This is a genomic window from Gluconobacter sp. (assembly GCF_047723935.1).
GTDB lineage: Bacteria > Pseudomonadota > Alphaproteobacteria > Acetobacterales > Acetobacteraceae > Gluconobacter.
Map to the genome: position 1 here is coordinate 1 of NZ_JBDOBO010000007.1, position 25,611 is coordinate 25,611.

General features: G+C 53.6%; 29 protein-coding genes. 23 read left to right on the forward strand and 6 right to left on the reverse strand.

From position 1 onward, the window contains the following. The first annotated feature begins 159 nt into the window (after positions 1–159). From ABF979_RS05095 to ABF979_RS05205, 23 genes are all read left to right on the forward strand, one after another. Complete coding sequence (locus ABF979_RS05095) at positions 160–609, forward strand: hypothetical protein (RefSeq protein WP_415558244.1); 450 nt, start codon at positions 160–162, stop codon at positions 607–609. Between the two features lie 28 nt (positions 610–637). Then, complete coding sequence (locus ABF979_RS05100; protein WP_415558246.1) at positions 638–1,087, forward strand: hypothetical protein; 450 nt, start codon at positions 638–640, stop codon at positions 1,085–1,087. Further along, entirely contained in the window at positions 1,068–2,384 is a 1,317-nt protein-coding gene (locus ABF979_RS05105) for a phage terminase large subunit (protein WP_415558248.1), read from the forward strand. Before ABF979_RS05100 ends, ABF979_RS05105 begins: the two co-directional genes overlap by 20 nt. Positions 2,385–2,427: 43 nt before the next feature. Further along, on the forward strand, positions 2,428–3,846 hold the full coding sequence (locus tag ABF979_RS05110; RefSeq protein WP_415558250.1) for a portal protein: 1,419 nt from the start codon (positions 2,428–2,430) through the stop codon (positions 3,844–3,846). 23 nt (positions 3,847–3,869) lie between these two features. Next, a complete protein-coding gene (locus tag ABF979_RS05115; protein ID WP_415558252.1) occupies positions 3,870–4,358 on the forward strand; it encodes a hypothetical protein in 489 nt (162 codons plus the stop codon). Positions 4,359–4,434: 76 nt separating this feature from the next. Next, complete coding sequence (locus ABF979_RS05120) at positions 4,435–5,814, forward strand: DUF4043 domain-containing protein (RefSeq protein WP_415558254.1); 1,380 nt, start codon at positions 4,435–4,437, stop codon at positions 5,812–5,814. Positions 5,815–5,869: 55 nt separating this feature from the next. Further along, positions 5,870–6,271 (forward strand): hypothetical protein, encoded by a 402-nt coding sequence (locus ABF979_RS05125; RefSeq protein ID WP_064274306.1) that lies wholly within the window; start codon positions 5,870–5,872, stop codon positions 6,269–6,271. Further along, positions 6,249–6,881 carry a hypothetical protein gene (locus ABF979_RS05130; protein WP_415558256.1) on the forward strand — a complete coding sequence of 211 codons (633 nt, stop codon included), beginning with the start codon at positions 6,249–6,251 and terminating at the stop codon, positions 6,879–6,881. Before ABF979_RS05125 ends, ABF979_RS05130 begins: the two co-directional genes overlap by 23 nt. Positions 6,882–6,891: 10 nt before the next feature. Continuing rightward, complete coding sequence (locus ABF979_RS05135; protein WP_415558258.1) at positions 6,892–7,869, forward strand: hypothetical protein; 978 nt, start codon at positions 6,892–6,894, stop codon at positions 7,867–7,869. An 82-nt stretch (positions 7,870–7,951) separates the two neighbouring features. Continuing rightward, positions 7,952–9,436 carry a phage tail protein gene (locus ABF979_RS05140; RefSeq protein ID WP_415558260.1) on the forward strand — a complete coding sequence of 495 codons (1,485 nt, stop codon included), beginning with the start codon at positions 7,952–7,954 and terminating at the stop codon, positions 9,434–9,436. Between the two features lie 2 nt (positions 9,437–9,438). After that, positions 9,439–9,864, forward strand: a complete 426-nt coding sequence (locus ABF979_RS05145; protein ID WP_415558261.1) for a hypothetical protein — start codon at positions 9,439–9,441, stop codon at positions 9,862–9,864. Continuing rightward, positions 9,861–10,181: a hypothetical protein gene (locus ABF979_RS05150; protein WP_415558263.1), complete on the forward strand. Its 321-nt coding sequence runs from the start codon at positions 9,861–9,863 to the stop codon at positions 10,179–10,181. Before ABF979_RS05145 ends, ABF979_RS05150 begins: the two co-directional genes overlap by 4 nt. Before the next feature lie 166 nt (positions 10,182–10,347). Next, entirely contained in the window at positions 10,348–11,226 is an 879-nt protein-coding gene (locus ABF979_RS05155) for a hypothetical protein (RefSeq protein ID WP_415558265.1), read from the forward strand. Between the two features lie 18 nt (positions 11,227–11,244). After that, positions 11,245–12,162, forward strand: coding sequence for a hypothetical protein (locus ABF979_RS05160; RefSeq protein ID WP_415558267.1), 918 nt, complete (start codon positions 11,245–11,247; stop codon positions 12,160–12,162). A 6-nt stretch (positions 12,163–12,168) separates the two neighbouring features. Then, positions 12,169–12,378, forward strand: a complete 210-nt coding sequence (locus tag ABF979_RS05165; RefSeq protein WP_215751089.1) for a hypothetical protein — start codon at positions 12,169–12,171, stop codon at positions 12,376–12,378. A gap of 242 nt (positions 12,379–12,620) precedes the next feature. Beyond that, on the forward strand, positions 12,621–13,439 hold the full coding sequence (locus ABF979_RS05170; RefSeq protein ID WP_415558270.1) for a hypothetical protein: 819 nt from the start codon (positions 12,621–12,623) through the stop codon (positions 13,437–13,439). Beyond that, complete coding sequence (locus ABF979_RS05175; protein WP_202208055.1) at positions 13,436–14,059, forward strand: phage baseplate assembly protein V; 624 nt, start codon at positions 13,436–13,438, stop codon at positions 14,057–14,059. The genes ABF979_RS05170 and ABF979_RS05175 overlap by 4 nt, the downstream gene beginning before the upstream one ends. Beyond that, entirely contained in the window at positions 14,052–14,102 is a 51-nt protein-coding gene (locus ABF979_RS05180) for a VanZ family protein (RefSeq protein ID WP_371822783.1), read from the forward strand. Before ABF979_RS05175 ends, ABF979_RS05180 begins: the two co-directional genes overlap by 8 nt. Continuing rightward, a complete protein-coding gene (locus tag ABF979_RS05185; RefSeq protein WP_415558348.1) occupies positions 14,095–14,415 on the forward strand; it encodes a phage tail protein in 321 nt (106 codons plus the stop codon). The genes ABF979_RS05180 and ABF979_RS05185 overlap by 8 nt, the downstream gene beginning before the upstream one ends. 42 nt (positions 14,416–14,457) lie before the next feature. Further along, positions 14,458–15,597, forward strand: a complete 1,140-nt coding sequence (locus ABF979_RS05190; RefSeq protein ID WP_415558272.1) for a baseplate J/gp47 family protein — start codon at positions 14,458–14,460, stop codon at positions 15,595–15,597. Positions 15,598–15,641: 44 nt separating this feature from the next. After that, on the forward strand, positions 15,642–16,880 hold the full coding sequence (locus ABF979_RS05195) for a hypothetical protein (RefSeq protein WP_415558274.1): 1,239 nt from the start codon (positions 15,642–15,644) through the stop codon (positions 16,878–16,880). A 3-nt stretch (positions 16,881–16,883) separates the two neighbouring features. Next, positions 16,884–17,570, forward strand: a complete 687-nt coding sequence (locus tag ABF979_RS05200) for a hypothetical protein (protein ID WP_415558276.1) — start codon at positions 16,884–16,886, stop codon at positions 17,568–17,570. Positions 17,571–17,605: 35 nt separating this feature from the next. Then, positions 17,606–18,826, forward strand: coding sequence for a hypothetical protein (locus ABF979_RS05205; RefSeq protein WP_415558278.1), 1,221 nt, complete (start codon positions 17,606–17,608; stop codon positions 18,824–18,826). A gap of 46 nt (positions 18,827–18,872) precedes the next feature. On the opposite strand, the gene ABF979_RS05210 is transcribed toward ABF979_RS05205, so the two are convergent. The 6 genes from ABF979_RS05210 to ABF979_RS05235 form a co-directional block, all read right to left on the reverse strand. Beyond that, a complete protein-coding gene (locus ABF979_RS05210; protein WP_415558280.1) occupies positions 18,873–20,189 on the reverse strand; it encodes a c-type cytochrome in 1,317 nt (438 codons plus the stop codon). Continuing rightward, on the reverse strand, positions 20,186–21,964 hold the full coding sequence (locus tag ABF979_RS05215; RefSeq protein ID WP_415558282.1) for a GMC family oxidoreductase: 1,779 nt from the start codon (positions 21,962–21,964) through the stop codon (positions 20,186–20,188). Before ABF979_RS05215 ends, ABF979_RS05210 begins: the two co-directional genes overlap by 4 nt. 12 nt (positions 21,965–21,976) lie before the next feature. Beyond that, complete coding sequence (locus ABF979_RS05220; RefSeq protein WP_415558284.1) at positions 21,977–22,702, reverse strand: gluconate 2-dehydrogenase subunit 3 family protein; 726 nt, start codon at positions 22,700–22,702, stop codon at positions 21,977–21,979. 121 nt (positions 22,703–22,823) lie between these two features. Further along, a complete protein-coding gene (locus ABF979_RS05225; RefSeq protein ID WP_415558286.1) occupies positions 22,824–23,651 on the reverse strand; it encodes a hypothetical protein in 828 nt (275 codons plus the stop codon). 19 nt (positions 23,652–23,670) lie between these two features. Next, positions 23,671–24,717 carry a hypothetical protein gene (locus ABF979_RS05230; protein WP_415558288.1) on the reverse strand — a complete coding sequence of 349 codons (1,047 nt, stop codon included), beginning with the start codon at positions 24,715–24,717 and terminating at the stop codon, positions 23,671–23,673. Beyond that, the gene (locus ABF979_RS05235) at positions 24,714–25,595 is read right to left on the reverse strand and encodes an Hsp33 family molecular chaperone HslO (protein WP_415558350.1); all 882 of its coding nucleotides are present in this window, start codon (positions 25,593–25,595) and stop codon (positions 24,714–24,716) included. The genes ABF979_RS05230 and ABF979_RS05235 overlap by 4 nt, the downstream gene beginning before the upstream one ends. Positions 25,596–25,611: the final 16 nt, after the last annotated feature.

Consider the following 25,611-nt stretch of genomic DNA (forward strand, 5'->3'; position numbering starts at 1 on the left):
TCGCATGCGTATGACAGCATGAAAAATAAAAACTAATAATAATATTAAAATTTTTCAGAAAAATTGTTGAACATCGAAAGCAATTATTTCATAAGAAAGATACATTGAAGATATTTTATTTCAAAAGGTCAAACTCTTATTGGGTTTGGCCTTTTTTATTTGGAAGATTTTCTGGTGTTGGAACGATTTAAGATTTCTCCGGGATCAGTTGTTCTTTCCGGTCGACAAGTCATGATTGTTATTCTTACCGATGGTTTGGATGTCATTGCATGTCCGGTTGTGAATGCTGAGGAAGCGATTCATCGGGCAGATTGCTCTCTTGAATGGCATGAATTGGTGGAGGCAGGACTCACACGGCTTGATGTGCGTTGTCGTGCCATTCCCTGCCGACGCAAGACGCTCTCTTTAAGGGCTATTGGGTGCGTAGGCGAGGCGACCAGAAGTCGGTTGGAAGTCTTGGCACGGCGAGAGCAGCGGTTGCGATTACAGGAAGTTCCCAAAACACATTTGCCAAAAAGAAAGCCCAGGCATGTTGGGAAAAAACACGAGGCTTGGCTGAGTGAATGGTCAATGAAAAGCCGACGTGAAGCAGGGCTGCGGCTCGATTGACGCTCAGGGTCAAAAAGGGAATGGACAGATGAGCGAGGCACATAGTGCGAAGCAACGGACAAGCTACGGGCGATCTCGTCAGCGCAAGGAGCAGTTTCTGACGCATCTTGCCGCCAACGGAAATATTTCTGCGGCTGGCCGCTTTGCAAATGTTCAGAGAAGCACTCTGTATCACTGGAAAGAAACGGATCCCCAGTTTGCATCTCTTTGGGATGATGCTTTGGAGGAAGCCGCAGACGCCTTGGAGGCTGAGGCTCGGCGTCGCGCTGTTGAAGGATATGACGAGCCCATTACGTATGGCGGAAGGGTTGTTTGTGATCCGGAAACGGGAAGTCCGCTCGTCAGGAAAAAATATAGTGATGGTTTGATGGCCTTTCTTCTGAAGGCACATCGACCCTCTCGTTTCAAAGCCGGACATATTGACGCCCAGGCTAGCGCTATTTCCATTTGCATTAGCCATGACGACAGAGCCCTTTAGACTGAATGATGCACAGAGTGAGGCTGTTCGTTTGTTGGGAGGGTCTGCCCGGCATATTTTACTGAGGGGCGGCTCACGCTCTGGCAAAACGTTTGTGCTGATTCGAGCTGTTGTTATCAGGGCGTTGAAGGTTTCGAACAGTCGGCACGGTATTTTTCGTCATAGATTAACGGCCCTTAAGGCATCTGTTCTGCGGGACACATTTCCGAAGGTTATGCAGTTCTGTTTTCCGCAGGTCCGGTGGAAGCTGGATCGGCAGGACTGTGTCGTGACGTTTCCCAATGGATCTACAATTCTGTTCGGAGGATTGGACGATGAACAGCGCACTGAGAAAATTCTGGGTCTCGAATTCGCGACGGTCTATCTGAACGAAGCCAGTCAGATCAGTTATGGCGCACGGAATATGTTGCTGACGCGTCTGGCTCAGAAATGTGACCTGGTGAACCGCGAATACATTGATGCCAATCCGCCTAGTGTGGGGCATTGGCTGTACGCGCTGTTTGAATTGGGAATAGAGCCAAAATCGGGACAACCAATCTTGGATCGTTCCTTGTACGGCACGATGATTCTGAATCCGCATTCCAATCGGGATAATCTGGGAGATGATTATCTTGCGGCGTTGGAAGCATTGCCGGAGCGGGAGCGGCGGCGATTTCTTCATGGTGAGTATCAGGTCGCGGTTGAAGGGGCTCTTTGGCGGATTGAATCGTTTCAGCGTGAAGCGGCGGTTGCGGCTCAGACGCGGATGGATATTGCGTCACGCATGCGGCGTATTCTGGTGTCGGTTGATCCTTCGGGAGCATCTGGTCCGGAAGACTATCGATCTGATGAAATCGGAATTGTTGTCTGCGGCGTGGATGCTGATGGTGTCGGACATGTTCTGGAAGATCTCTCTGCCAGAGACAGTCCGGCAGGGTGGGCGGCACGGGCGTTGCATGCGTTGGATGACTGGCGGGCTGAGCGGATTGTCGCCGAGAGGAATTTTGGCGGTGCTCTGGTAGAAAACACCATTCGAAGTGTGCGCGCGACTGCGCCGGTTCGGTTGGTGACGGCTGCCAGAGGCAAGGCTGCGCGGGCTGAGCCTGTGGCGGCGCTCTATGAGATTGGCAAGGTGGTTCATCATGGGCGTTTTGAAGCACTTGAGGACCAACTCTGTCATTTCTCAGTCAGTGGGTATCGCGGTCCCCGGTCTCCGGATCGGGCGGATGCGATGGTCTGGGGACTGAGTGAACTGATGCTGTCTGGCAGCAGCAGTATGGCGGGCTGGAGTCCGTCGGGATTTTCGTTGGCGCGCTGACCAAGCCTTTGGGCTGCAGGCGGGCTTTAGCATTGGAGAATTCATGGACTGGTTGTCCCTGCAACGGCGGTATGCCGTGCCGGCGGGTGCGTCTGCGCGCACAGCACGCCTGCTGGCGTTAAAGCGCGTTCTGGACGGTACACAATATGATGCTTTGCCGCATCCGTTCTCGTTGGAGCGATCGGGGGCGGGGGAATACATTCCGCTTTCGAATAGACGACCTTCTGTCCGGAGCAATTTGTGCCGAACGGTTGTCGATGAATCCGTCTCGTTACTTTTTGGCGATACGCACTGGCCCAGTCTGATTACGGATGATGTGCGGGTTGCGGAGGCCATGAGTGTTTTCGCCGCACAGACGCGTTTAGCATCACTGATGATGGAAGCTGCAACGTGTGGTTCCATTGGCTCTGTGGTGGTTCTTTTTGAGGTGTCGGCCGGCGTGCCGAAGCTTTCAGTTCTCGATACGGCTTATCTGACGCCGGCCTGGGATGATGCCAGTGGCGAGCTTTTGCGTGTTGAGGAGCGGTTTCTTGTTCGAGGCCGGGATCTTGCTGCGCAGGGTTATCCAATTGGTGAAGATTTACTGGGAGCGCAGTTCTGGTGGCAGCGGATTTGGACACCAATGGATTGCGCAGTTTCCGTACCCTGGCTCGTCGGGATGGACGGTGGAGTTCGGGATGAAAGCCGGTCCGTGCGCCATGGGCTGGGTTTTGTGCCGATTATCTGGATCCGCAATCTAGGGGGGGTACATGGGCGTGACCCGGAAGGGGAGTGCACTTTTGAACGGGCGATCGATACGGTCATTGAGGCGGATTACCTTCTGTCTCAGGCTGGGCGAGGTCTGAAATATGGCTCTGATCCGACGCTGGTTTTGAAAACTGGAGGTTTTTCGGATGGTGTGGCTCACCAAGGCGGAGCGTCATCGGCTCTGACGTTGCCTCCTGAAGGGGATGCCAAGCTTCTGGAAATTAACGGCAATGCCGCAGGGGCAGTGCTCGAGCACTATCGGGAACTGCGGCAAATTGCCTTGGAGCAACTGCACGGCAACCGGGCGCATGGCGATCGGATTTCAGGCGTGCAGTCTGGCAAGGCCATGGAAATGATGTGCCAGCCTCTGATCTGGCTGGTGGATCGGCTGCGGCATTCTTATGGCGAGAATGGGCTTTTGGCTGTTTACCGAATGGCCTGCCGTTTTTCCTGTGTGCTGGAAAACGGTCTGCGGTTGGGTGGGGTTTTGGTGAAAGACCTCCCTTATTGTCGCATGGCATTGAGGTGGCCTGCCTGGTTCCCGGCAACGGATCCGGAGCTTCTGTCGCTGGCACAGGGGCTGGTGACGGCTGTTTCCAACGGGATTCTAAGTCGAGAGACGGCTGTCAGAATGTATGCGACGGCGTCTGGAAATTCTGACCCCGGGGCAGAATGGCGTGTGCTTGAACAGTGGGTTGCGCCGGATGAGGCGTGACGTTGAACGGAGGGAAAATATCCGTGTCTGAAGAAACTATTGAGGGTGTGGAGGCCCTGCGTCAGGCGCTTGCTCAAGCGCAGGATGAGGTCAAATCCGTTCGTCGGGAAATGGCGGATGCTGTTGCTCGGCAGGAAGATCTGCAGCGATCGCATGAGGAAATTGTATCGTGTGTGAAGCAGGAAAGTGACCGTGAAATCATGGTTGCGGCTCTGCGGTCAGAGGCTGTTCGTTTGGGCGCGTATAATCCTGAAGATGTTGTTCGTCTGATTGATATGGGCGGTGTCAGCCGAGATGAGGATGGCGCTGTTGTGGGGGTGACGGAGGCTTTGGAACAGGCGCGACAGGAACGTGCGTATTTGTTCGAAGAAATTGTGCGTCCCGGCTATTCGAGCGGCACAACGATTGGGTACCCGGCACCGAAGCCTGGCGGCATTGAACCTTTTGATGCGCGCGCAGCTACTGAAGCTGATTACGAAGCGCGCAAGTGGCAGTTTCTGGCCCGGGCCTGATAGCGCGACAGTGAATTAAATATTTGACCGGCCAAATGTGCCGGAATTTTTCATAAATATTTACGGAATGACATTCATGAGCATCGAAAATTTTCCAGTTCAGCTTCAGGCCGCTATTCAGCAGGGTTTTCTGGCAAGGGAGTTTGAAAACGGCCTCAAATCTCGACTGGGGTTTCGACAGGTTGCTGATCGCGAGATTTTTCCCAACGCTATTGGTGAGACTCTTACCAAGACGCGTAAGAGTCTGAAGGCTCCTGTTACGACACCGCTGAATCCAACGGGCAATACCAACTTTGATAATGGAATGAGTCCTGCTGGCTGGTCTGTTGAGCAATATACTCTTTCGATCAATCAGTATGGCGACACGATTGATCTGAATATGGTGACGAGCGGTGTAGGGATTGCCTCACAGTTTCTTGCAAATGCCAACACGAATGGTGTTCAGGCTATGCAGTCTCTGGACCGGCTTGCACGCAATACGCTGTTTGGTGGAGCTCAGAATGGAGTAGGTGGTTATCTGGGTGGTAATACGCGCGTTAATGTTGCGCTTGATGCTGAAGGCGACACCATCCAGGTCGATGATATTCGAGGATTTCAGTCCGTCATCGTTAATGGTCAGGTTACTCTGATTGGATCCAGTAATGGCATGACTGTGACTGTTGGTTCGGATGTGTACACGCTTGTTCGCGTGGTAGCTGACGCGACCAATGTTTCTACGGCGCCGGGCGGAGTCTCCGGGCAGATGACGTTCTCCAGTAGTGTATCTGTTGCAGATGGTGGTGTTGGGCAGCCGGTGGTTGCGGCAACGGCACCTAAGGTGATCCGTCCGAATGGCCGTCTGACGACGGCAGCTCTACAGACGGCGAGTGCAAACGGTCTCGCGGATACGCTGGGTATTCAGCAGGTTCTGGCTGGTGTTGCGACGCTTCGCCGTAACAACGTTCCTATGATCAATGGAGCATATCATTGTTATCTGGATGATATTCAGCTTCTATCGCTGTTCCGTGACGATGATTTCAAGCATCTTTATCGGGGAGCGTATGGTTCGGAAGAGTATCGTTCCGGACAGGTGATTGAGCTACTGGGTGTTCGGTTTATTCCGACGACAGAGGCCCCTCAGCAGCTTTCTCTTGGTGCTGGTCCTATTCATCGTGCTCTGCTGTTGGGCCAGGGGGCTCTGATCGAGGGTGACTGTGCGCTGACCGGCCATTCGGACATCCCAGACGCTGATCGCGCACTGATTGAGATGGTGGATGGGGTTGCAATGGTGACGCGTGAGCCACTGGATCGACTGCGTCAGATTATCGCTCAGTCCTGGTACTGGATTGGGGGTTTCGCGCTACCGACGGATGTGACGGCAGATACGAACGTTATTCCCACGGCGACGAACAGCTATCTCAAGCGTGGTGTTATCATTGAGAGCCTGGGCACAGATGCGCTTGGCATGACCTTCTAAGCTGATTTCGAACCCCCATGATTCCATGGGGGTTCTTCTGGTGGAGGAGGATTATATGTCTGGGACTGCAAGCCTTTCCTCGGGCCCATTGACGGACGGCGAAAAGGTCGATGTTCGGCGATTCTGCGGGTATCCGGCAATTGGATCGCGGGAGACAGGGCAGGAATCCTGGCGCTTCTTTCAGGTTGAGGGAGCGTTGGAATGGCGGATTAACAGCTTGTCTGGCGCAGAACTGCAGCAGGTGCGTTTGTACCTTTCACAGCTTTACCCGTTGGAAACGGCTCTTTTGGGGGCGTCTGAAAATCTGGACACGGCACAGGCTGCGAGTTGGTACCACAACGGTCATGAAGTGCGTGATCGCGTGATGCTTCTGACGTTATGGCGTCGGCGTTTATGCGCGTTTCTTGGGGTGACAGGCGGTTTGGAATTGCAGGATGGCCGATTGGTCATCATCTGAAGGGGGCATGATGCGGGCGGAACAGATCGCGTCCAGACTTTGTCGAGGGTATGCAAAAGCGGCAGGGATTTTAGGTTGCTCCGGAGAGCAATACCGGCCGGATAATCCGTTGTCTCCCATGCAAAATATTTATGCCCACCCGATGCTCGCTTTTGATTCGAGTGCTGACTTTACATTCTCCCGATCTCCCAATTGGGGTGGGGTTATGGAATATGTGCTTACGGATTGCCGTGAAGATACTGTGGTCGGAGATATTCTGACTTGCGGGGGAAATACGTTTTTTGTTGCGGCCGTGGATGACCTTTGGCCTCCGCTATGTGTGGCATGTAATCGGACTGTAGAGATCAGTGGCGTTTCTGGGACGCAAGGGAACATCGTGGAGGAATGTCCTGCTGCGATTGTTTTGCGGTCTAAAGGGGAGGGGTCTGGGAGTGGCATTCCGGGTTCAGCCAAGCCTGGGCAGTTTGTCATGTATTTACCGCGGCTGCCGGGCATCGTGTTGCAACCCTATATGACGGTCACGACGGACCTGGATACGACGTACACGATTAACGCTGCCGAGATGTCGGACTGGGGTTTGCGTTGCACCATGTCTCTGCAACAGGTCTGAGGAGAGAAAAATGGCGGATGCTTCTCAGGTCGGATTGGCTCTGGCTTATGTGTGTGCGGGAATTTTATATCCAGAAGGCCTCGAAAAGCCGTCTGTAACGGGGCGGCAGACGATCGTTCGTCGCGGGTGGCTTTTGCCGAGTGATATATTTGCAGCTCAAAATATTCGGAATAATACGGATTTCCTGACGGTCACACTGGCACCTCAGAAAGGTATTGTTGTGCCAGAGCCTTTGGGGCGCCCCTGGCAGGTTCAGGCGCGCGTTCTGCCCACGGTGTCAGTGAAGCAGAGTGCGCAAGCTGTTTGCATTGCCTTTCCGTCTGAGGGGGTGCCTTCAGGTGTTGTCGGTGTTTGGTACGACGCAGGGAAAACTCAGATTTCTGCTGCCTATGCCGTGACTGAGCAGGACACTCCTGAAACTGTGGCTTTGGCTTTAGCCGGGCAACTCCCAAAAGGTCTTGCAGATGGAAATTCTGTTCAGGTTCCGGGGCATAACTTATTCGGAAGCGTTGTTGGGTATGGCCAGTCCGTAAGGGTGAACCGCCGACAGAATCAGCGATATAGGGTTTCGCTCTGGACGGCTGATTCTGGTGTTCGGGATACGCTTGGACAGTTTCTGGATACGGAACTGGCTGAGAAGAGCTGGATTTCCACGTTGGATGGTCGGCAGGCGCAGCTTAGGTTCGTAAGTGTTGAGGACGTTGATACGATGCAAAATCAGGCATTGTATCGACGGGATTATTTGTACGATCTGGTTTTTGACACCCTTCAGGTTCAGTGGTCGTCTGACATGATGTTTGGGGCCGGTGCTGTTTCTGCTGGTGATCAAACTAGCAGTTTCGGCGTAATCGAGCCTGCTTTTGATAATGGTGTGGTTCTGCATGCTCTTGAGGCCATGCAGGCTGTACAAACTTCTCAGGCAGCTCAGAATTCATATCCGGGAATGATGGTCAATCAATTTGGGACTGTCGTCTGTCAAAGCCATTAAAAATAAATCAATATAATAGAGAAGAATTAATTGTTCGTTTATCAGAACAATATATTGTATTTCTCGGAGGAAATATCGGCGGATGTCTCTGGTTTATCAGGCGGGTACGCTGAATACGACTGCGCTTACGGTTCCTAACCTGTATGTACAGATTGCGCAGCCACAGTCGCTGGGACTGACGGGTGCCTCGTCATCGAAACTGGGTATCGTTGGAACGGCAGGATGGGGCCCGGTAGGGCTTCCGGTGCCAGTGGGTGGCATGAGTGATTATCTCTCTGCGTTTGGGAGTAAGCAGAACAAAGCGACGGATGCAGGGCTGGCTGTCAATATTGCGGCTCTGCAAGGGGCGTCATCGTTTGTTGTCGTGCGCGTAACAGATGGAACGGATGCAAACGCAACGGCCTCTTTGGGAGGCGTTACACTCAGTGCTGTTCATACCGGAACTGGTGGTAATGCTATCGTTGTGACCCTGACTGCAACGGGGGCAGGTTATGGGCTGGCAGTTTCGCATCCGGCTCTTGGAGCGGCAAGTTATTCAGGTGCGACATGGAACATCCTGGAAGCCGCTGTCGCGCAGGATCTGTCAGCTCTGGTGACGATCCATTTGCCAGATGCAGTTCCTGATCCAGTTTCTGGAAGCGTTACGTTGTCTGGCGGACTGGATGGTGGGGCGCCCGATACGGCAGCTTTTCTTGGGAAAGACGATATTGTTCGGACGGGTATGTATGCCCTGAGGGGGCAGGGATGTGCTGTTGCCACCCTTCATGGCGTGACAGATAGCGCGTCCTATTCGTCGCAGGCGGCATTTGGCCTCGGTGAAGGGGTCTATATGGTGGCGGCAAGCCCTGCATATGACAGTGTAAGCAATGCAGTGTCCGTCAAAGCCGCCAGTGGTCTGGATTCTTCGGCTGTAAAGTTGATGTTTGGTGACTGGATCTGGTGGAACGATGACGTCAATGGCATGATGCTTGTCAGCCCTCAGGCATTTGCTGCAGGCATTCTTTCTGCACTTTCACCTGAACAGTCGAGCCTGAACAAAGCACTTTCGGGTATTGTCGGAAGCCAAAAGGCAGGGTTAGGGGGGAGCAGTGCAACCTATTCCATGGCCGAATTGTCCACACTATTTACGGCCGGGATCGATGTTATCTGCAATCCGGCGCCGGGCGGGACTTACTGGGCAGTACGGTGCGGACATAACACGTCGAGTAAAGCGACGGTGAATGGAGACAATTATACCCGTCTGACCAATTATATTGCGTCATCCCTTGCTGGTGGCATGGGAGCGTATGTCGGACAGGTGGTGAATGATACGCTCTTTTCCGACATTCGTTCGACCCTGCTGGGCTTCCTGTCATCTCTGTTGTCTCAGGGCATTCTAGGCGTTCAGAACGCTGAACTGCCTTACCGCGTTGTTTGCGATAGTTCGAATAATCCTCAGTCGCGGACTGCGTTGGGATATGTGCAGGCTGACGTGGCTGTGCGGTACCAGGGCATCAATGAAAAATTTGTGGTGAATTTGCAGGGCGGCACCTCCGTGACGGTGACGACTGCGGGCGGGAGCGTCTGAGCATGGCAAATCCTTACAGTATTGGTCGTGACTGCCGGATTACAGTTCTTTGGAACGGCCAGCGGGTTGATTTGCGTGATGTCACGTCTTTCGGGGCATCACAGGAGACGCATGCTCTGCGAGCAAGTCCGCTTAATGGTATGCCGGTCGAGTTCAATGTTCCGAATGGCTGGCGTGGTTCGTTTCAGATCGCACGTGCGAGTGCGGCGCTGGACAATCTGGTTGCTGCTATTGAAGCTGCTTACTGGAATGCTGGAACAGTTGGGAGCGGTACAATTTACCAGTACGTGACAGAGCCTGATGGCACGACAAGTACGTGGGAATACACGAACGTGTCCATCAAGTTGAAAAATGATGCCTGGCAGTCGGATCAGATGGTTCATCAAATGGTGCAGTTCTTTGCATCGACGAGGGCAAAGATTTCATGAGTATGCTTCCGAAAGAAGTTCGTCTTGCTGATGGACGATGTCTTTCTCTGAAAGAGATCGATCCTGCGGATATGCTGGATCTGATTGAGGCGGCAGGCTCTGCTGTGACTGGTGCTTCGGCTGCTGCATGGTTGGGCTATGCGGAAATGATCTGTTCGGTCATGGCTATCGACAGTGTTCCGGTGCAGATGCCAGGCACGAAAGAAGAAATTCGTGATCTGGCGCGACGTATCGGGAAGATTGGTATTGCAGCGCTTTATCCCTGCTTTCATCAGGAAAATGATGAAGACATGGTGGTCTCTACAGCAAAAAACTAAGTGGGCACTCTGCGTTTCAGGAGATGTTGTATCTGCTGGATCATGGGGTGCCCTGGAATTTATTAAAGTCATGGTCTCGTGCAAGGCGGATGGCTGCGTGTGTTGTGACGGCAGAGCGGGAAGGTCATGTCTTTGACTGGGACCAGAGACAGTACCGGGAATAGGCATGCCTACGAATAAATTGTGGAGAAATATTCTTTCATCTGGAAGGTTATTGTCTCGGAATGCCTTGCGTCAGTCTTCCGAAGGGGCAGGAAAGTCTGTTATTCCCGCGATCAGGTTTGTGAAGAACTACCAAAAAAGAAGTATCGCTTTTAAACAAAATTTGGGGCCTTATTCGATGCCACGACGGGCGTCAGTTAAGAGCCCTATTTTTGCGGAGGGCAGTCCCGAAACGCATTTCGAGAACAAATCGGAACGTGCTTTCAGATTTGGACGAAATCAAAACCAGTTTTTTGAAATACGGGCACGGCGAGAAAATCCCATACATTTTTTGCAGACTAAATCGCAGAAGTCTGGCGGGTCTATCTTGCAGAAAATCCGTAATAATATGCAGGCAGTCGGCGTCAAAAATTCTTCTGTTAAGCTGAGAAAAGCGCGCGAAAATTCGGTGGCGGCAGGTTCTTTTTCCGAAAACATGCGCGTATCGCATGGTAACTCTATACTTCGTGTTTTTCCTCGAGATATGTCAGTTTCTGGACGTATATTTCGTCCTGAAATACGGCACCGAGCAATTGATACCAGGGCTATTCCAGCCGTAAAGACAAGCATGCCAAGGCTGGAAAATTGTTCAGCAGTCCCGCCCCAATTCCTACCAATATCGTTCGAAAAAATGAATCAGGTACGGCAGCCTGAATTCGAAGAAAATTACTCAACCCACCCGTCTCATTTTTCCAGGCTAGAAATGCCGCCTTTCGATAAGGGCAAGCGCAGACAAGCCTGCGATTCTGGAAAAATGGCGCGTCTTGCCGCGCGCCGCGCAATGGGAGGCGTCGATGAAATTCAATTTCCCCAATATCCTGGACGCAGCATTGGAATTGGATGATTTTAGAGGAGAGCTGCAATGGGTGTAACGCTCTCTGCAATTGAAAACGTCATTGGTTCCATTGGTCGTTTAGGCGCATCTGCTCCAGTTACGCTTGGTTCACTTGTTCTGAGCGGCATTGAAGTTCCTGATCGACTTGAGGTTGGCGGCCATCAGATGATGGTCGTGCACAGGCTGCCGGGAGGTGGGCGTGTTGTTGATACGCTTGGAAACGATCCTGGCCGACTGGAATTACGGGGGCGATTTTTAGGGCCGAATGCACAGGCTCGGGCACAGGCTGTGGAGCGGATGCGCATTGCAGGCCAACCTGTAGCGTTCTCCGCGGCAGGCATAGAAAGTGATGTCTGGATTGCTCGCTTTGTTTATTCATATGAAGCGAAGGGGGCCGTCTGTTCATATGAACTTACGTTGGAAAGGCCTGCAGAAACCAGGGGTTCAGCGACAGATCAAACGTCACTCTCAGGCATTCTCGGAAATGATACCGAGAGAGGTCTTAACACTGTGTCGGATATGGTTTCGCAAATTTCGGAAGATATTTTTACTGGGACTGGGCAAGTTAATTCCATCGTTGGGCAGCTTATGCCGTTGGCCACTTTAGTGGGAACGGGTGGAAGCGCGGCCAGAGTCGTTGATGCACTGGGTACGGCAAATGTTCTGAGCCAGAGTGGTGTGAATCTTGCGGCCACTCCGTCCAGCGTGGCGGCCATATCCCAGCAGCTTACGGCCGCAGGGAGTGGATTGATGTCCATCATGGATAGCACGGGAAGAAATCTGGAAAGTATAGCGATCGCGGACACGTCTTCTCTGGGAGTGGTTGCCGGGAACGCGGGTTTGCACAGTGCGGCATCGGATACTGGCGGTCTGGTGAATCGTTCTCTGGCTTATATCAGTGACTCTCAAGGCGCTTCTACGCAGTTGCCGGTGATGCAGGCGTGAGGAATTATGAAAGATATTGTTGTAACGGCTGCTGATATTTCGCTTTTTCATGTTGCGGCGCGCGAACTGGGTGATGCTTGCCAGTGGTGGAGAATTGCTCAGAGTAATGGGCTTTCAGATCCAGATTTAAGCAGAATTGAAACAGTTCAGCCTCTGAAAATTCCGGTGGAAGACCTCACTTTTTCATCTGGGCTTCCTGATGAGGCCGGAGGATGACGGCACGGCAGATTGAAGTTCGTATTTTATGGGATGGAATAGAAAATCCGGATCTTGCGCTCAAAAGTTTTGAACTGGACTCCAACAGATATGAGTCTTGCGATACGGCAGTTTTGACGTTCGCAAAAAAAAGACAGTCGGTCAGACAGGCATTGTTCTGGTTTGAACAAGGTGAACTTTCAAGCCCATGGATTTCTGTTGAAATCAGGGACCTTAAAATTTCTTCAGGACCCTGGACTGTCTTGTTCCACGGGCGTGTTGATCATGTTCGGAGTATTGACGAGCATTCTCTGGTCGAAATGGAGTGTCGGGACGCTCTTGCTGCCCTTATAGACCTTCGGGTGCAGGATTCCTGGTTGAACCATACGGGCTCTGATCTGTTGCAGGATATTGCCAAAAGCGCGGCACTTGAGACCCGGATTGCTCTTCCTGATGATGGCTCTGACCATATGATGGGTCAGTTTTGGCAAATAGAGCATAAAAGAGGGGCTCTACTATCCCAGCATCGCTTTCAGACGGCCGCAGATCTGGCCTTTACAGTTGCGAGAGACGCATTGTGCGACCTTTATGCTGATGGAAAAACGCTCGTCTGTCAGCCGTTTAGGGTGAATGCAGCAACGGCTGAAATTATTGATGTTCGAAATGCCGTATTTGAGACAGATATTGCACGAGATCTTCAATTGCTATCGGGCATTGTGGTGCATATGGCGTCGTGGGATTCTCGACAGCGGAGCAGCACGCATGTCTATTATGATGGCAAAACATTCTTTCAGGATGCACCACCGGGGGTGATGGCACTTCATAGCTTTCGTGTGCCGGGCCGTCGTCTGGAAGATCTGCGACGGCTGGCCCGTGGGAAGTATGAACGTATTTCTGCCCACGCAATGTCTGCCCGGATTTCAATGCCGGGTATTATTGGGCTGCGACCACGGCAATTTATAAAGATTTCATTGGGACCCACGGAGCAGACGCTGGGCGTGGATCAGGTTGTCTCCCGTTTTTCCGTGAATGATGGATTTATTCAGCATGTAGTTTTGCGTAACCGGGGAAGTGGGGCATGAGTGATACGCGAATGGTAGCTGCTGCTTTTGCAAACAGAAGTGCGCATGCTGTTCTTGGAATTGTGTCAGCAGTTGACCCTGTGAACCATGCCATCAAGGTTCGTATTCAGCCCGATAATGTGGAAACGGGGTGGATACCAGATGTGGCGGGCGTGCAGGCCGGAAATCTGCGTGTATCCTGTCCATCGGAACCCGGGACCCACGTTGCTCTGTTACCACTTGAAGGTGATGGTGAGCATCTGATTGCTATTGGAGCTGTGTTTGATACAGTCGTGACCGCGCCCGTTTCTCCCCTGGATGGTCAGGCTATTCAACCTGGAACCATGTTGATCAGGGCAGGATGTGGTGCTCCGCCAAAAGAAATGACCAGCCAAACTGGTGACGTAAATTCTCAGGCAGGCTGGTGTCAGATTGGTGCTGACGGGGTCATTTTAGGGGCAGGAAACTCGCGGCTACATATCGCAGAGAATGGTATCTCGCTGAGTGTAGGCGGCTTAACGGCTGTATTTTCGGCAACTGGCCTGATGGTTTCCGGTGGCGATATTCAAACGGATCAGCACTCGTTGGCGCAGCACATACATTTGATGGGCAGCCAGATGACAGGGAGACCTGTTGGATGAGTTCCATCAGTCATTTGTGTGGGGGAGATCTGCTTCTGGGTAAAGGTGGCTTACAGGTCATTTCCGGAGCTGAAGAAACACGTCAGCGGCTCTTAAGGCGTTTGTTGACCAATCCTGGTGATTATATCTGGCAGCCGGAATATGGGGTGGGCCTGCAAAGTATGGTTGGGGAGGTTGTTATCCCGTCCGTCATGCAGGCTGCCATTCGGGTACAAGTTTTAAAGGATCCGGGAGTTGATCCCGGTCATGCCGTTGATGTGACTGTGAGTGCTGGCGCTGACGGTATTTGTCTTTGCCATATTTCCTATGTCGATGCTGACACAGGACAACAGCAAACACTGGATTTTTCCGCCTAAACAAGAAGCGTGGAGCTATGTTCTGCGCTTCCGGAGGACGTAATGTCTCTTTCTCTTCGCTCGTTTGCTACGACGGTTTCTACCGCCGTGGCGACGGCGCAGTCTTCCTGTGCGCAGCTTCTGGATGCCTCCGTTGGGTCGCCCGTCCGGGCACTGATGGAAGGCGTCGGTGGCATAGGGTTATGGCTGCAGTATCTTGTTTTACAGACCTTGCTTCGCACACGTCTGGCAACTTCCTCCGCTGAGGATTGCGATAGTTTTGTCGAAGATTTCGGAATGACGCGTTTGCCGGGAACTGCATCTACTGGGATGGTGACGATGATGTCATTTTCGCCATCCCAGCAATCGGCAGTCATTGTACCAGGAGCGATTGTTCGCACTGTTTCTGGCCTCTCATTTTCAGTGATTAAAGACAGTAATCTGCCTGTCTGGTCCGACGTTGCTGGTGGGTATGTTCGGCAGACGGATATGCAGAGCATATCGGTTCCGGTGCAATGTCAGGTTGCGGGGTCAAGTGGCAATGTGTCTGTTGGTGCGCTCTGTCTGATGGGCACAGCTATTTCCGGCATTGATACCGTTACCAACCCAGCCGCCTTTCTCAACGGTGCGGATCAGGAAACAGACGCGCAGCTTCGTGCGCGCTTTCCTCTATGGCTGGCAGCAAAAGCCTCGGCGTCTAGAGCAGCCGTCGGGAATGCGGTTGCTGGTGTTCAGACAGGATTATCGAGTTCGCTGCGAGATGGCGTTGCTGCTGATGGAACTGTGCAGACCGGGTATTTTACGGTTGTTGTGAATGACGGAAGTGGCTCGCCTTCGGATGTGCTTCTGACCCAGGTTTATGAGGCTGTGGATGCTGTTCGGGCCTTGGGTGTGGGTTTTGCGGTCAGACCGCCCCAGACGCTCGCGGTTAACGTGACCATGACAGTCGTCGTGCCAATGTCAGTGGTGGTTCAGCAAGCCGCAAGTGCGATTGAGAAGGCCCTGAGCGAAGATATCGCAGGCACGGGGGTCGGTTCAGGTTATGCCTATAGCCGCCTTTCGTATCTGGCATATGTCGGGGCGGGCGTAACGGTTACTTCTGTTCTGGATCTCCGCCTGAATGGTGGACAAGCCGATATTGCTGCGAATGGCGAGCAGGCTCTGACAGTCGGCACAATTCAGATCAACGTTCTTCAGAACTGACCAGACAGGCCCCCTGCCAACGGTATCGGGGCAGAAGGAAGGCTATGCCTGTTTTTAATACATACCCGCGGCTTGAAACGTTGACGGGCGATGAAGTTCTGGTGCTGGCAGATTCCAGCGGCCATCAAACCGTTACCGCAACGGCTTCCCAGATTGCAGGTACTCCAGCCGTGTCCCAGCCAAGTGGGGCATTCTATCAGGACAAAGGGGCAAGGATCAGTCGTTTTGCTGATCGCGTTCTGATTGGGGATGCTGCAGCTAATCCGGGGCTGAGCGATCGGGAGGCAGCATCCAAAAATGAGTGGTTGTCCCAGACAATGGGCGCCACCTCGATTGGTCCGTGGGCGTTGCAGGATGCGCAATGCGCTTCGGTGGCCCAATTTGGAAACAGTGCCTTTGTCGCAGCGTCCCGGACATCCGATGCAAAAACGGCACCAGACACTTTGGGGTTTCAACCAAGCACGATCGGCATTGCGTCATGGGGCGTCGCTGATGACACATCTGCACCCACGACGACCACAGCCTATGCTTATTATGGAGAGGCGTGGCGTCTGGCTGGTGTGAATTATCAACCGACGTTCGTCATGGAACTTGAAGCGGTCAATTTTGGTGGGTTAGCTATTGGTCAGTCTACGCCGTATGCCCCCAATGTCGGTGGTGGTGTTTATGGCATTCAGCTCGGTGCTGGTGGCGGTCAAACCACGGGTACTTCCGATGCTGCTGCAGGGGTCGTTTTTGTTTCAAACCCTAACGCCTGGCAGGTTGGTATTGTTTTCGGCGCAACTGCTTTAAGCGGCACCAACGGGACAGATAATGGATATGCCTCCGCCCTGTCTCTTGCGCGTAATCATGCTCTGGAGTGGCACACACCAGAAGTCGTTAGTGGGGTTTCGGGAGGGAATGTTGGAGCATTTGTCCGCTCTACCGTGACAGAGCGTTCGAAGGGCGTACGACAGGACTTTGTCGATAATGGAATTCTGTTCAGCAATATCGAAGGACAGACACTCTTTTCAGTCGCAAGTGCTGCGGCACCCAACAACACTTTGCAGGTCCAACCCGGGGCAGGCACTCAGGCCGCTGGTCTATATGTGCAAAGTGGCGAAAACGGATCGTCAAACCTTGGTTTGTTTCCGGAAGAGGGAGGACAGTTGCAAATTTCTTCCCCAGTGACGAATGTTGCAGGCACTCTGCCTGCGACAGTGGGGGGGGGCTTTTTGCATATCAGCGTCAATGGAACGGATTATCGTATCCCGCTGATGACTCCAGAACAGACTGGAGGTTGAAGTATGGCTAGATTGTACGACAGCCAGAAAGCGGTCCTTCGAGCGACGGATGGAAAAATTCTTTTGGATACGAGGGTTATTCCCGGATCCATCGATGATTTTGCATCAAGATTGAGAAGTCTCCTGCCTGTTGGCTGGTTCCCGGCTGTTCCTCAGGATCTGGAGGACGAAACTGCCCCAGTTCTTGTCGCTGTTCTGAGAGGATTTTCAGCCGTTTTGGCTGGGATATGGACATTGCTGGAGGAGTGTCAGCAGCAGACGCGCCTGATGACGATGAGTGGCCCTTTTCTGGATATGCTGGCTGCTGATTATTTTGGACCAGACGGTTTAGCGCGCCGCACATCAGAGCAGGACAGAGATTATCGCGCCCGCATTGTGTTATCACTGGTGGCACAAAAAAACACCCGCGAGGCTGTTTTCAACGCTCTATTGTCGGTTACAGGTGTCGCTCCCACCATTTTTGAACCCCTGAATGCAGCGGATTGCCATGCATTGGCATCATCCGCGATGCCGGCGGAAGGTGGGGGATATGGATATGGGGGCGCAGGGTTGCGATACGGTAGCCGACAGGGCGGACAGTTCTTCGTGGAAACGGCGCTGGGGCATGCGGCTGATGCCCACGTAATTTATCAGGCAATCGAAAAAACAGCAGCCAGCGGCGTGACAGGCTGGGTCAAGGTGAGCAAATAATGGATCGGGCAATTGTATACGCAGGATCAATTCCAATGGATACGGATCTGCTGCGCGTAGGAAGGTATGGAAAGGCCGCGCTCGGTCACCTGTCTGACATGCTCTACGGGCGCGACGTGACAGCTGCTTCGGGTTTGATCTGCAAACCCTCTCTTTCAGATCTGTCTGTAACAATCGGGGCAGGCTCCATCACGACATCCGGTGCCATGGATGCTGCATTTTTGGGCGGCGCTGGTGGGGGCTATGAGGCGGATGCAACGCCTACAACATGCCAGTATTCAACTGATGAGGATGTGAGGGTGCCTGTTCCAGGAACAGGCGCGACTTATACTGTTTTCGCTCTTTGCGCTGAACAGGATGTCGACGACACCGTCCTGCCGTTTTTCAATGCCTCAAACCCCGCGCAGACGCAGGCAGGCGTAAATAATGACGGAAATGCTTTACCAACACGGAGACGGGCGGGCCTCTCTTTTGTCGTTTCGACGGATACCCCAACGGCTCCTAAAGGTGGGGCAGTCGTTGCGCTGTATACTCTGAATGTGCCTCAGGGGGTTACGTCTCTTGCAGGTGTGCAGCCTCAGGCAGGGAAGGTTTTCTGGCCAACCATTCCTGAATTGGCAACACAGACTTTGCTTCGCGCTGCTATGCAGCCGATGGAGCTTGTCACAACCAATACGTCGCTTTCTATTCCAGTGTGGGCGTCTCGTGTGGAACTGCGTGTTGTGGGCGGCGGCGGTGGCGGCGCATCGTCTAATTCAATGACACTAAACGGATCATTTTCTGGCGGTGGCGGCGGCAGTGGCGGAGATGCTTCGGGTATTTATGGCGTTAATCTGACAACTGGTAGCACGCTGAACGTGACAGTGGGTGCAGGTGGTGGACCGGAGCAGACGGGTGGTACCTCTCTTGTCAGTTATAATGGTCAAACCCTGCTACAGGCTGGCGGCGGTCAGGGCGGTTATTTTTACAGTACGATGGGCTCTGCTGGGGGCGAAGGAGGCGTAGCGTCAGGAGGAACTGTCTGGAATCAGATCGGAACCTCGGGGGGGGACGGTCAAACGAATTCAAGCACTTTTGCAGGCTACGGCGGTAACGGTCCTTGGGGCGGCGGTGGTCGGTGTGGAAACCAGGGCGGCCGTAGCGCTACCCATTTTGGCGCTGGCGGCGGTGGCTCCTACTCTACATCTGCAGATGGAACGAAATCACCGGGTGGCTCTGGTTATTCCGGATGCGTTATGTATCGTTTCCTGCCTTAAGGCAGACGAGGGGACATGAATTGGATGATCCCCTCGTTACGTAGACTCAGTTCAATGAAATTTCGCCGTCCACCATATTGCGCGGCGGCATGTCTTTTTTCAGATTCACAACGTCCTCTTGGCTGACAGCAGGTGCGTTGTTTCCCCATGCATGACGGATAAATGTTGTGACATCTGCGATCTGCTGATCGCTGAGGCGATGCATGAAATCCGGCATCGTAAAGGCAGAAGGGGCTGTCTCGGTCTTCGGTAATGTTGCCCCGCTTTGAATGATGTGAACGAGCGACGCCGGATTTTCTCCCATGACAACAGGGTTACCCGCAAGCGGCGGAAAGACGGCAGGATATCCCTTTCCGTCTGTTCTGTGGCAGGCTGCACAATTATCGATATAGACTTTGGCCCCTCGCGCGGAAACATCCGCTCTACGCAGAGCATTGGTGGATGCGGGGTCATAGACCCAGTTTTTCTGCGTTTTGTCGTAAGGCTGGAGAGTGCGCAGATATTTGGCCATCGCTAGAAGATCTGCGGCAGAAAGATGCTGCGTGCCATGAACAATGGCAGACGTCATGGCACCAAAACTTTCTCCCTGCATGTTTCGTCCGGTTTTAAGAAACGCGACGATGTCCTCTTCGCTCCATCGACCTAGCCCAGTCCGATTTTCCTGACGAAGAGAGGTTGGGACCCATCCATCGACGGCTACTCCACCTGACAGAAAGGCCTCGCTATCGGCTGCTGTAAGAGCTTTTTCCTGCATTGCAAGGCCACGTGGCGAGTGACAGGCTCCACAATGTGCTGGACCTTCCACCAGATAAGCTCCGCGGGCTATCTGTGGATCTGTAAATGCCTGAAGCGTCTTGGCTTGAGCCTTGACTGGGGCAGGGGAGAACATCCAGCGCCAGAATGTCAGCGGCCAACGCATGGAAAGTGGCCAGCGAATACCATTTTCCGGTGTTGCGACGGATGATGCCTCAACACCGTCGTGGAAATAAGTGTAGAGCGCGTGGACGTCATGATCTGTCAGGCGGGCATAGGATGGATAGGGCATTGCGGGATAAAGCGTTGCACCATCTCGGCGAATGCCTTCTCGCAGGGCTTTCCCAAATTCGGCCTCTGAATATTTGCCGATCCCGTGCTCCATATCGGGGGTAATGTTCGTGGAATGAACTATACCGATCGGAAGAGAAAATGATACTCCTCCGGAATATTCCGGTTTCCCGTGGATTGAATGGCAGGCTGCGCAATCAGAAGCGGCGGCAAGATAACGGCCTTCTTCGATCAGGGCAGATTTTTCATCATTGGCTGCGGCATCGTAACTGAAGAACAGGACGCTGCTGGTAAAGGCCAGAAAAGGAAAAAATTTCATGCCTTCACCAATGGACCAGGAGATTTCAGATAGGTTGTACGGATGTGGTAGGCCGCCCAATATGCCAATGCTGCAACGGTGCCTGTGGGGTTATATCCCATCCCCTGAGGAAAAGCATTGGAGCCGATGACAAACACGTTCGAAACATCCCAGCTTTGAAGGTAGCGGTTGAGCGCGCTTGTCTTGGGATCGGTTCCCATAACTGCGCCGCCGCCGAGATGAGTGGTCTGATAGTGGCGCGTGTCAAAGGGTTGGCCAGCGTTGAGATGAACGAGATTGGTCTTCGTGGCGCCCATGGCTTTTGCCAGTGGTTCGATCTTGCTGACAACGTACTGGTTCATGCGGATATCGTTATCTTTCCACGTGAAGGTCATGCGAAGCAAAGGCAGGCCGTAGGCGTCTTTCCATGTCGGGTCCAGGTCTAGATAAACATCTCGATAGGCCATGTTGCTGCCATGTGCATCCACCCCGATAGAGTGCTTATAACTGTCGATGAGAGCGCCTTTATACGCTGAGCCCCATCGTGGTGTGCCCCCGCCGCCTGTCCCGATGGCTGCGGCAATGGGTTTCGTACCGGCCTGATTGACCCACACCGGAGACCCTCCGATGAAGCCAAGCGGGCCATGATCAAAATTCATGCTGTTGAAGTCATCAAATGCGACACCAACGCCACCTGCACCAATGAACTGGTTGGTATATTTGGACGGCGGAAGCCAGATGCGCGACGAAGTAATTGTCTGGTAAACGAAGTTCCGCCCAACGGTACCTGTGTTCTGAACAGGATCATACGGCTTTCCGATGCCCGAGAGGAGCATCAGATGGACGTTATGAAACTGAAACGCACTCAGAATGACGAGATCAGCGGAGAGCGACACTTCTTTCTGCGTTTTCGTCTCCAGATACGTGACACCGGTTGCCTTGCTCTTGGTGCTGTCCAAGTCGACACGAAGAACGTGCGCATCGGAAATAAGAGTGAACCGAGGGTCCTGCCGGAGAGCAGGCAGAACGTTCACGTTCGGGGATGCTTTTGAGTAGAGGTAGCAGTCGTACCCGCTGCAATATCCGCAAAAATTGCAGGGCCCCATCTGGCAGCCATACGGGTTCGTATACTGGCGGGATGCATTGGCTGCGGGCAGAGAATAGGGATGATAGCCTACCTGGGAAGCCGCGTCCCGAAAGGTAGAGGCTGTGAAGGTGTCTTTCATGGCCGGGAGCGGAAAATTATCCGACCGGTCTCCATCAAAGATATTACCGTTTCCGACAATTTTGCCGTTGACCCGATAGGCTTCGCCAGATGTTCCGAAAACCTTTTCGGCCTTGTCGAAAAAAGGTTCCAGCTCCGCGTAGGTCACGCCGTAATCCTGAAGGTTCATGTCCTCAGGAATGAACTTCTCGCCGTAATGCTCTACTACGGAACTACGAAGCCTGAGATCTTCTGGCGAAGCGCGAAAATGGACGCCTGACCAGTGAAGCCCCGCTCCCCCAACACCTTCGCCCGGCAGGAATGCTGCTAACTGACGATAGGGCAGTGCAGTTTGATCAATAGTATTGCGGACTGTGACTGTCGTCTGAGAAAGGTTCTGGAAGAGGCGTTTGCGAATTGCCCCTCGAAGCTCATCGATGGACTCCGGGTAAGCGCCTTCTACGGGTGTCGTACGTTCGGAACCGCGTTCCAGCATGATGACGGACAGCCCGGCCTCGGTCAGCTCTTTCGCCATGATCGCACCAGCCCAGCCAGCTCCGACCACGATGGCATCTACGTGTTTTTTTGTCATGATTTAAGCCCCTCAGGCCGTTTCGCCTGAGATGGAAACAGGGCCAAACGGATAGGCGGCGCCATCCTGATTGACCCAGTCCATGAAATCGGCCCGGGCCCCCGGGAAGCCCAGCATCAGCCACCCGCCTAGCCCTTTGTTACCCCCATAAAGGGGATCAGAGAAAACACCCTCAAGAGTATTGGTCCGAAGTTGCTCGAAGAAAACCCGGCCTGGAACATCGCCCAATGACAAAGAGCCGCCTTCCAGTGCCGTCAGGATGGCCTCCTGCTCTGCGACTGGAAGATCCGGGAAGGATTTTCCATGTTGCTGGCGGGTATAGGCTTCCAGTCCCTGAAGGCCTTTGCGATACAAATCGCGCGGTACAAACGGGAGCTGATAGCCGAGATTAGCTGGTCCCTGCACGAAAGGGGCTGACATGTACCAGTTGTCTCCCTGTGCGTAGGGTGTTTCCATCTGACGATCTATGAATTCTGCAACACCCAAGGCGCGCGCACCTGGTCCATGCTGATCCTGTGGAAAAAGCCGTTCCGTAGCGGATTCCAGCAGGCGGTACTCGTCAGGTGTGAAGAAGGAAGGGTGGTATGGCTGTTTGGATTCTTCAGCCAGGGCTTCAGCCCAGTGGGCATGGCCCCCAACCATCCAGAAGGATGTGGACCCAAGCAGGCCTTTGACAAAACTGCGGCGAAGAGGGCGGGTCACGGTCGGTTCCGTCGAAGGCACACTGTTCTCCAGCATAAGGGTAGGGTCATATTCGGAAAACAAACATATCCGGAATAAAAGATATCAGACCCCCATAGGACGGGTAGAGGTCGCAATGCCAGAGAACTTTCGATCATCATTTAGCGATGAGCGCTATTTACCCTGCTGAATCGCTGGCCTTTCCATTGGATGGAAGTTGCAGAACGCCTGCAGGAGGAGACTTCTGCTTCGGTGCCGCTGTTACAGGGGCTGTGCTGTCATCCCCTGCGCCCGTCGGGAAAATTGCATCTGGAATGCTGGGCTGAATGGGGGCGGCAACGCTTGGCGTACTTGTGATTACGGCCGGAACGTCCTGTGGGACAGGCTTTGCGGGCGTCGCAGGTGTGGGGCTGCCTGATCCATCAAGAGCCTGTTGCTTCACGCCGCCATCAACCAATGGATTCCCTACCGCATCCGTCATCCAGCTCATGAGCTTTTTGCGGACCTGAAACTCAAGCTCAACATTCATGTCCTGCATCATCTGATTGGTCAGGGCATAAAGAGAGGCACGGGATGTAGCGCTTTTGGTGCCCGTGTCGAGCTTTCGGCTGATCCGTGCATGGACATAGCCCGTGTGCAGATTTTCCGCATCGGCAATGTTCAACTGCACATCGAGGGCGCCGGAGATCGCATTCTCGCCCTCGGAGGAGATATAGGCCTGTTTAATGATGAAAGCTGCCTGACCCTGCTGGCCACTTGCAACCAGTCGCTGATTAGCCATTTGTTTCAGGGCCTGATCGGGTGGCGTAGGCGCTTTCGAACTCAGGGAGCCTGGGGCTGGAACGGCTTCGTCCTGAATGTTGATCGTCGCTACATTCAAGTGCAGTTGCGGCAGATAGCTGTAATCTGCGGGAGGGAAAGTCTGCGCCGGCTCTTCATTGGCGCAACCCGCAAGACCCAGAGACAATCCCAGAGCGACAGCTCCGAACCAGTACCGTACACCCATCACGCTATTCCCCATGATCTTAGTGGTCGTCGCGGCCCAATAGGCTCTTGAAACGCCCGAACAGTCCCTTCTTGTGCGGGGACTGTAATACCGGAGGCGGCTCCAACGGAAGCTCCGGCAAAAAAGACCGACGTTGAACAGGCTCCGATTCCTGAATTTCCGTCACTTCCGGACTATTATCAGAAGGCTTTTCTGGCTCAGAATCAGCCTGTTTCATAACCGCCGCAGCCGCCTGAGGAACGCGGGGCGTCCGTAGCGAAGACGCCTGACCGACACCAAAATCTTCCGGAAGGAAAGGACGCGCAGCTCTGATGAGATCGGCGTGTTCGGAATGTCGTGCAAACCACTCCAGAATCCAGCCCGGAATCAGTGGCCCTGACGGATTATCGCTAATCAGGAGTGGGCCGCTGGGATAGTAGAACGACGGACGATTTTCAGGTGCCGCTTCGTCCCACACAAGATAGAAAACCGAATTTTCCAGTGCGTCGTGGAAGCGATAGGCTGTCGCGCCTCCCAGCTTCATCTCAATCTGCGCCCGGACAGGCATTGCAGAGAAAGGAGAGGAGACAACCAGAACGTCTGTGCCTCTTCGGGCCGAGAGTAGCGCTTTCATACGCCCTTCTGCCACAGGCTTCCCATCGGGACAGGTCAGGGCTTCTCCGCTATCGGCATGGCCTGCAGCAATGAAAATGGCATGGGGGGCATGTCGTCCCAGCCAGAGACCCGACAGCTCCCGAAAAGCTGTCGAAGGAAGGTCAGTCCTGAAAGAGACAGCATCGTCCCGGATGTCACCGCCAAGCACCCCTTCTGCCAGAGGCCAGAATACCGGGTCCATGCCAGTCAGAAGGCGGTCTTGCACATCCGGGTGAAGCGCCATGACATGACTGCCCTTGTACGCTCCATCCTCAATCCACCAGCAGGCCTGTCGCCCGCTGTCTTCATCCTGAAAGAGAATAACTTCGAACTGGCCAACAACCGGGTGGCGCTCCAAAGCTATCCAACCTGGATAAAGCTGTTCGACGGGAAGGCCGTCGATCCTGATTCCGTCGAGCAGTGGAAGCGTCATGCAGGTTTTTCTCCAAGCTCATCACGGGTGAAACGGAAGCCGACATTGCAGAACTCACAGTTCATCGTGATGGCACCGTTTTCCACCATATGATCCAGATCGTCTTCGCCAAAGCGCTCCAGAACTGAGGCAAGTCGTGCCCGGGAGCAACGGCAGCCGTAAGCCAGAGCGCGTGGTGTAGCGATCTGAACGTCTAACGTCCCGAAAAGGCGATGGATCAGATCGCCACTTTCAAGTGTTTCGTCAAACATCTCCCGGTTCTGCAATGTTTCGGCAAACGTGCAGGCCGTTTCCCAGGCATCCTCTGCCTGAGCGGCATTCTCGATGCCGCCTTCATCTGCGATCCGTTCCAGTACCAGAGCACTGGCGCTCCAGCCGTCAACCGTCTTGAGGCAGAACAGCCGGATCCAGCAGTCATGCTGTTCGCTGGTCTGAAAATAGTGGACGGCCATCTCAGAAAGGGTCTCGCCCGTCAGTTCCACGATACCCTGATGGCGGTCCATATCCGCCCCCTGGTCGATCGTGAAGGCGAGGTAGCCGTTACCCAGCAACTCTTTGGGGGACACTGGCAGCGCTGCTGGATCAGCCTCTTCCGCAAGCCGGGCTGTAAAACGCAGGTCGCCTGTGTCCGTGGCATCTGCCAGCAGCAAGGATACCGGACCGTCTCCCTTGATCTGAAGGGAGAAAGACCCTTTGAATTTCAGGGCAGACGCCATGCCTGCAACCAGAGCTAGGGCCTGACCACCCATTGTCAGGACAGGATCCGGAAGGTCATGCCGCGACAGGATGGCGTCTGCCAGCGCTCCTAGCCGAACCAGTCGTCCCCGGACTGGCGACTGTGCCAGATGAAATGGCACAATCCCTCCTGAAACGACCATGTTCGGGACGTTGGGG